The organism is Streptomyces sp. NPDC054887, assembly GCF_053610585.1.
Window position 1 is genome coordinate 101,743 of sequence record NZ_JBSGYQ010000019.1, and the last position, 7,797, is coordinate 109,539.

5 protein-coding genes are annotated in these 7,797 nt (G+C 66.2%); 4 read left to right on the forward strand and 1 reads right to left on the reverse strand.

All coding sequences use genetic code 11. The features are described 5' to 3' along the window. The first annotated feature begins 6 nt into the window (after positions 1-6). The 4 genes from ACWGH0_RS13920 to ACWGH0_RS13935 all read left to right on the forward strand — a co-directional run bounded on the left by ACWGH0_RS13920 (position 7) and on the right by ACWGH0_RS13935 (position 7,586). Entirely contained in the window at positions 7-1,632 is a 1,626-nt protein-coding gene (locus ACWGH0_RS13920; protein WP_453404383.1) for a class I SAM-dependent DNA methyltransferase, read from the forward strand. Further along, complete coding sequence (locus ACWGH0_RS13925; protein ID WP_453404384.1) at positions 1,625-2,791, forward strand: restriction endonuclease subunit S; 1,167 nt, start codon at positions 1,625-1,627, stop codon at positions 2,789-2,791. The genes ACWGH0_RS13920 and ACWGH0_RS13925 overlap by 8 nt, the downstream gene beginning before the upstream one ends. Beyond that, a complete protein-coding gene (locus ACWGH0_RS13930; protein WP_453404385.1) occupies positions 2,788-6,060 on the forward strand; it encodes a type I restriction endonuclease subunit R in 3,273 nt (1,090 codons plus the stop codon). The genes ACWGH0_RS13925 and ACWGH0_RS13930 overlap by 4 nt, the downstream gene beginning before the upstream one ends. Positions 6,061-6,203: 143 nt before the next feature. Beyond that, positions 6,204-7,586 (forward strand): hypothetical protein, encoded by a 1,383-nt coding sequence (locus tag ACWGH0_RS13935; protein WP_453404386.1) that lies wholly within the window; start codon positions 6,204-6,206, stop codon positions 7,584-7,586. 25 nt (positions 7,587-7,611) lie between these two features. Here ACWGH0_RS13935 and ACWGH0_RS13940 read toward each other — a convergent pair. After that, positions 7,612-7,797: ATP-binding protein (locus ACWGH0_RS13940; RefSeq protein ID WP_453404387.1), on the reverse strand; the 186-nt coding region annotated here is incomplete at its 5' end.

A 7,797-nucleotide genomic window follows, 5' to 3' on the forward strand; every position in this document is an offset into this window, starting at 1 on the left:
GACCCCATGCCCCCCCGGCAGAAGAAGCCCGTCGACCAGGTGGAACTGTTCACCGCCTCGACCGCGAAAGAGATCCAGGCCATCCTCTGGAAGGCCGCCGACAAGCTGCGCGGCTCCATGGACGCCGCCCAGTACAAGGAGTTCGTCCTCGGTCTGATCTTCCTCAAGTACATCTCCGACGCCTTCGACGAGCGCCGCGAGCAGCTCGCCAAGGAGCTCGCCGACGACGGGATCTCCGAGGACCGCCTAGCGGAGTTCCTGGAGGACCAAGACGAGTACACCGGCCACAACGTCTTCTGGGTCCCCGAGACCGCCCGCTGGTCCTGGATCGCTGCCAACGCCAAGAGCAAGGGCGTCGGCCTCCTCCTCGACGAGGCCATGGACGTCATCATGCGGGCGAACCCCTCACTGACCGCCGTCCTCCCGAAGATCTTCAACCGGGACAACGTCGACCAGAAGCGGCTGGCCGAGCTCGTCGACCTCATCAGCGACGCCCGCTTCGGCGGCGGCAGCGACGACAAGCCGGCCCAGGACGTGCTCGGCGAGGTCTACGAGTACTTCCTCGGCAACTTCGCCCGCGCGGAGGGCAAGCGCGGCGGTGAGTTCTACACGCCGAGCAGCGTGGTCCGTCTCATCGTCGAGATCCTGGAACCGTACGAGGGCCGGGTGTACGACCCTGCCTGCGGCTCCGGCGGCATGTTCGTCCAGGCCGGCAAATTCATCGAGGCGCACCGCGGTCGCGGCCACAAGTCCGACATCGCGGTCTACGGCCAGGAGCTCAACGAGCGCACCTGGCGCCTGGCCAAGATGAACCTCGCCATCCACGGCATCGACGGGGACCTCTCCACCCGCTGGGGCGACACCTTCGACCAGGACCGGCACCCGGACCTCAAAGCCGACTTCGTCATGGCCAACCCCCCGTTCAACATCAAGGACTGGTCGAGGAACGAGAACGACCCGCGCTGGAAGTACGGGGTCCCGCCGAGGGCCAACGCGAACTACGCGTGGCTTCAGCACATCCTGAGCAAGCTTGGCGAGCGAGGCACAGGCGGCGTCGTCCTCGCGAACGGCTCGATGAGCAGCCAGCAGAGCGGCGAGGGGGAGATCCGGCGCGCGATGGTCGACGCCGACCAGGTGGCGTGCATGGTGGCCCTGCCGTCGCAGCTGTTCCGCACGACTCAGATCCCGGCCTGCCTGTGGTTCCTGGCCAAGGACAAGGGCCCGCAGGGCGCGAAGCGTCTGACCGACCGCCGCGGGGAGATCCTCTTCATCGACGCGCGCGGCATGGGCGAGATGGTCGACCGGACGGAGCGCGACTTGCCGGCCGTCGACCTCGCGAAGATCGCGGACGCGTACCACGCCTGGCGCGGGACGAAGTCAGCGCGCGAGCTGGGCGTGGCGTACGCCGACGAGCCGGGGTTCTGCGCCTCGGCGGACCTTGCGACGGTCCGTGAGCACGGGTACGTGCTGACGCCGGGGCGGTACGTGGGCGCGGTCGACGTGGAGGAAGAAGGTGCGGAAGCGGTCGGGAAGAGGATCGCGAAGCTGACGGGGGAGTTGTACGGACTCTTCGACAGGTCGGATGAGCTGGCGAAGACGGTGCGCGAACAGTTGGGGAGCGTTGATGCTTGAGCTAATTCTGGGAGATTGCCTCGAACTCCTTATCGACAATCGAGGAAAGAATCCTCCGTTCACGCCTGCCGGGATCCCATCCATCTCCGCAAAAGCTATCAAGCGTGGGAGGATCGACCTCAATGAGGCGAGATTTATTTCTCCTGATACGTACTCGTCATGGATGCCACAAGAGTTGCGCAAGAATGATGTAATCCTCACCTCGGAAGCCCCCTTGGGCGAGTGCGCCCTCGTGCCCAATAATGAGCCCCTTGCGATCGCGCAGCGACTCTACGGCCTTCGCGGCAAGTGCGGTGTATTGGACAGTCGATATCTCTACTACGCTTTCCAATCCGCTACAGTCAAAGCGGACATCCAAAATCGTTCAAGTGGTACCACCGTGTCCGGAATCCGACAGCCAGAACTGCTGAAAGTGCGGATTCCCGATCCGGGTTTTCTTCAGCAGCAGGCCATCGCCGCACTTCTCGGGGCACTAGACGACAAGATCGCCGTTAACGAGCGCATCGCCGCCACGGCCGAAGAGCTAATGTTGACCATTGCGTCCACTGTGCGCTGGGATCAGCGAATTCAGCTGGGGGAAGTCTGCTTTTTGCGAAAAGAGCAGTGCTCACCGCAGGAACTTGGTGTGGATATTGTCGATCACTACAGCCTCCCGGCATTCGATGCCAAAAAAGTGGCAGACCGCGTCTCCCCCGCGAGTATCAAGAGCAACAAATTTGTGATCCGAGGGGATTCCGTGCTTCTCTCGAAACTGAATCCAGAAATTCCGCGCGTCTGGGATGCGCAACCTGATCAGGAAATTCCCGCGCTCGCGTCAACTGAATTCCTGGTACTCGCGCCCAGATCAGGATTGTCGACCCATCAGCTTTGGGCTGTTGTGGCGCAACAAGATTTCCGCTTCGTACTAGCATCGCGCGTTACCGGAACTTCGAAGAGCCATCAGCGGGTTCGCCCTGCTGAGGCACTCGCAACCGAGGTTGTTGACCCGCGTCAGTTTGGCGAAGAGGGACAGCAGATCGACAGTTTGGCAGAGAAGACCGCACTGGTGCGCAAGGAGAACCGCACCCTCGCCGCCCTCCGCGACAACCTCCTCCCGCAGCTCATGTCGGGCCGCCTTCGCGTCAGAGACGCCGAGAAGATTGTCGAGGATCTCGCATGACGCCCCACGGTGGAAACGAGCACGGCACGGACAACTACCGCCCCCTGGAGATCGACTGGGAGCTCCTCGCACTCGAAGAACTGCTGGAGCTCGACTGGCCGAAGGCCGAGGGCAACGAGCTCGCGCCCGGTTCCGGTCACCGCGCGTCCTGGGACGACCTGATCCTGTACTCCGATCTCCGCGAGGCGATCGAACGGCTGAATCCCGCCCTCTCCCCCGACGCCGTGCGCGACGCCGTCGCGACCGCCGCGACGCCGGCCTCCCAGGACGCGTACGAGGAGAACCGGACCGCGCACGGCTTCCTGACCGGCGGCATTCGCTCCGTCACGTACGTCGACGCCCTCGGAGCCGAGCACAACCCGACGATCCGTATCGTCGACCTCGACGACGCGGACGCCAACACCTACCGCGCTGTCCGCCAGGTCACCGTCATCGACGGCGAGCGGAACCGTCGCTTCGACCTTGTCCTCTACGTCAACGGCCTGCCGCTCGCCGTCATCGAGCTGAAGCGGGCCGGCGACGAGGACGCCACCCTCGAGACCGCGCACGCGCAGATCAGCCGGTATGCCGAGGAGTTCCCGACCGCGTTCCGGTACAACGCGGTGGTCCTCCTCTCCGACGGAATAACCGCCAAGTACGGCACCCCCTTCACGCCATACGAGCACTTCGCCCCGTGGAACACCGACGAGTTCGGGGCCCGCGTGGAGACGCTGGAGAGCGACGGTCTGGCCGAGACGGGTCAGTCTCTTGCGCTGCACGGGCTCTTCGCGCAGCCCCGGTTCCTCTCGCTCGTGAAGTCCTTCATCAACTTCGTGCCCGCCAAGCGCATGAAGCGGATCGCCAAGCCTCACCAGTACTTCGCGGTCACCCGCGCCGCCGACGCCGTCCGCGACGCCGCGGCCAGCGACGGCAGGGCGGGCGTGGTCTGGCACACCCAGGGCTCGGGGAAATCCGAGGAGATGGTGCTGACGACGAATCTCGTCAGCCGGGATCCCCTCCTGCACAACCCCACCGTCGTGGTCATCACCGACCGGAACGACCTCGACGACCAGCTGTACTCCACCTTCCTGGAGAGCGAGGTCCTGCCCGAGGCTCCTCGGCAGATCGCCACCCGGGCCGAGCTGCGCGAGGAACTCGCCGCCAAGCGCACCGGCGGCATCCTCTTCACCACGCTCCAGAAGTTCGGCAGGACCAAGCAGGAGAAAGAGTCGGGAACGGACCACCCGCTCCTCTCCGACCGGCGAAACATCGTCGTCGTCGTCGACGAGGCCCATCGCAGCCACTACGACAACCTCGACGGTTACGCCCGTCACCTGCGCGACGCGCTCCCGCACGCCACGCTCCTCGCCTTCACCGGCACCCCGATCTCCGAGGCCGACCGCGACACCCGCGATGTCTTCGGCGACTACATCGATGTGTACGACCTCAAGCGGGCCGCCGACGACGGCGCGACCGTGAAGGTCTACCACGAGAGCCGCGTTGTCCAGCTCGTCCTCGACCGGGACGTCGATCCCACCACCATCGACGCCGAGGCCGACCGCATCACCGACGGCCTGGACGACACCGAGCGCCAGCGCGTCGAGCAGCTCGTCGCCACGATGAACGCGATGTACGGCGCGCCGGCCCGTATCCGCGATCTGACGGCCGACCTGGTCGAGCACTGGGAGGCCCGCCGCGAGCGCATGAAGGCGTTCGTCGGGGTGTCCGAGGAGCCCGGCGGCGCGGCCGGCAAGGCGATGATCGTCTGTGCCACCCGTGACATCTGCGTCAGCGTGTACGACGCCCTGCGCGAGCTGCGTCCCGAGTGGCACAGCGATGAGGTCGACAAGGGCTCCATGAAGATCGTCTTCTCCTCGGACTCCCGCAAGGATCCCGAACGCCTGCGCACGCACGCCCTGCGCGGATCCCAGCGCAAGGCCGTCATCAACCGGGCCAAGGACCCTGACGACGCGCTGGAACTCCTCATCGTCAACAACATGCTCCTGACCGGCTTCGACGCCCCGCCGATCCACACCATGTATCTGGACCGTCCGCTCAAGGGCGCCAACCTGATGCAGGCCCTGGCCCGGGTCAACCGGCGCTTCCGCTCGAAGCAGGACGGCCTCCTCGTCGGCTACGCCCCGCTCACCGAGAACCTCCAGCGGGCGATCGCCGAGTACTCCGAGCCCGACCAGGAAGACCGGACACTCGGTCAGGACATCGACCGGGCGCTGGACGAGCTGCGCAACGAGTACGAGATTCTCGACGGCATCCTGCACGGCTGGGACTGGCGTGGCCGTCTCGCCAAGCCCTCCCAGCGGGCGTTCATCGAAGCGGCCCTCAGCACCGCGAACCACCTCCGCGACCCGCGCACACCAGGCAACAACCCGGAGACGCTCGACAACCCCAACGAGACCCTGAGCCGCCGCTTCCGCGAGCACGCCCACCGCCTGGAGCGCTTCTTCGCGCTCGCCGGCTCCTCCGCCGACATCGGCTCCCGGTTCCCGGACCAGCCGCAGTGGAAGCGCGACATCCAGTTCCTCGTCGAGGTCCGCGCCTACATGGCCAAGCTCGACGCCATGGACCGCGAGGCGCGCGGCCTGCCGGTGGCCCGCGACGTCGCCCTGTATCTCGCCCAGCTGACCTCGGCGGTCGTCGAGACCGGCGGAGTGACCGACCTCTTCGCCGAGGCCGGCCTGGAGACGGCCGACCTGACCCACCTCAACGACGCCCTCGTCGTCCAACTCCAGAAGAGCGACACGCCTCACCTGGCCGCCGAAGCGCTGCGTCGCCTCGTCGAGCAGAAGATGCGCGAGGTCACCCGGCACAACATCGTCCGGCAGACCGCGTTCTCCGACCGCCTCCAGGACCTCATGGTCAAGTACATGCGGCAGCAGCTCACCAGCGCGGAGATCATCGCCAAGCTGGTGGAGATGGCCAAGGAAATCGCGAACGACGCGAAGCGCGGCGACCAGTTCGACCCCCGCCTGAGCAACGATGAACTCGCTTTCTACGACGCCGTCGCCGACCTCGGCTCCGCGCGCGAGCTGATGGGCGACGAGATCCTCTCCGGTATCGCCCGCGATCTCGTCGTGCAGATCCGCAAGAACCTCAAGCCCGACTGGATTGCCCGCGAGCCCGTCCGCGCCAAGCTCCGCAGCACCATCAAGCGCCTCCTGGCCAGGCACGGCTACCCGCCGGCCCAGGCCCCCGCGGCTATCGACCTCGTCCTGAAGCAGATGGAGCACTTCGCCAACGAGTGGGCTGCCGACGGAAACGCCGGCGCCTGACCTCCTGGCCGACGCGCCCGTCCATCGTTGAGGCCGCCGACGGGACCGGGTGGTACGGACTTCCCGACGCCGTACCACCCGTGCTCTCGCGACGACCGCCCTGATCTCCACGAACCGCACGAGCTGCCGCCGGAGGAACGCAGATGCCCCAGATCGACACCCGACTCATACAGACCGCGGTCATGGGCGGCAAGGACGGCGATCGCCCCGTGATCCTCCCTGAGGAGGCACACAACCTCGACGAGTTCCGCCGTCAGTACGGCCAGACGAACTTCTGGTGCGGCACGCTCCTGGGTGGCTGCGGCGAGAAGCTGATGACCAAGAGGTACGAGACCAAGGTCTGCCACTTCGCCCACCACCCGGACCGGTACGGCACCAGCGCCGAGTGCCACAGGACCTCCGAGGGCGCCGACGGCGCCGACCACCTGTTCATCAAGCAGCACGTGAAGGACTGGCTCACCGGACAGGGCCACGCCGCCGAAGCGTCTCTCCGCACCCTCGGTACGGGACCTGGCGACGCCGTCGATTTCTGGCTGCGGGCCACGGAGCAACACCTGCGCTTCGAACTCCGGCCCGAGGACTACCGGAGCTGGCGCAAGGCCGCTGAGAGCCTGGGTGCCCGCGAAGGACATGTGGAGTGGGTCTTCGGACCGGAGAACACGATCACCCGCGACATGGTCGCGCGCCAGGGATACGCGCTGCGGGTTCGGTGTGAGACAGAGGGCACCGACCGGCGGGTTCTCATCGGAACCATCACCGCGGACCGGCCGGTCGTGTGGGAACCTCTCGCCACGTGCCGGATGACCAGGGACGGCATGGTGACCCCGGCCTTGGAGAATCTGCGTTCCGCCGGAAAGATACGCGTCGGTGGTATGCGCAACGCCCCGCTCCCCGCGAGTCTCCCCATGACCGGAGCTCAAATCGTTTTCGCTGTCGACGGCGAGGCAGCGGAACCGACGGATTCACCGTTCGAGGAGAAGGGCCGCCGTCTCTACGTCGGCTACTTGAAGCCCACCGCCAAACGGATTATCCGAGGGCTGCTCTCACTCCCCGCCGACACGCCGCCGCCCTCCGACGACTTCGTCTACCAGCTCTCCGGTGCCGTGCGCCTCCTGCTCACCGACCCCATCGGAACCGCGCAGGCCTACTGGGCGGTCCGGGCCGACGTGGTAACGCAGCTGAACGGCCTGGACGCGGAGCGCACCGGATTGTGGCGCCCGAGCGTCGCGCTCGACGCGCCCGTCTCTGCACCAGCCCCCGCGCAGCGGCAAGCCAGCGAGAGGAGGCCCCCTGCCGTCTCCGCACCGCAAGTAAGAGGTGTACGTAGTCGGCAGGCGACGGCTCTCCGTAAGGGGTTAGTCATGGTCGCACGCAGGGGCGGTACGACCACGTGGCAACAACTCGCCCAACGGATCGACCCTGGGCTGCGTCATCTCTCTGACAACTCACTGCGCAATCTGCTCGTAGAAGCAGATCACTGTCGGCGACGCTTGAATTGTGAGCCGCATCCGACGGGTGAAAAGTGACCCCCACTGCGTCAGTTGATGTTGTTCATTCCCCCGTGTTGGCGGCGGGAACCCGTCCGAGGTCGCGGCCGCGCATGCGATAGCTGTCGCCCTTCAGCGAGATCACCTCGGCGTGGTGGACGAGGCGGTCGATCATCGCGGCGGCGACGGTGTCGTCGCCGAAGACCTCGCCCCAGCGTCCGAAGGGCTTGTTGCTGGTCACGATCACCGA

Coding starts and splice junctions, on each gene's coding strand:
- ACWGH0_RS13925 (WP_453404384.1), top strand. CDS start 1,625: ATGCTTGAGCTAATTCTGGGAGATTGCCTCGAACTCCTTATCGACAAT.
- ACWGH0_RS13930 (WP_453404385.1), top strand. CDS start 2,788: ATGACGCCCCACGGTGGAAACGAGCACGGCACGGACAACTACCGCCCC.
- ACWGH0_RS13935 (WP_453404386.1), top strand. CDS start 6,204: ATGCCCCAGATCGACACCCGACTCATACAGACCGCGGTCATGGGCGGC.
- ACWGH0_RS13920 (WP_453404383.1), top strand. CDS start 7: ATGCCCCCCCGGCAGAAGAAGCCCGTCGACCAGGTGGAACTGTTCACC.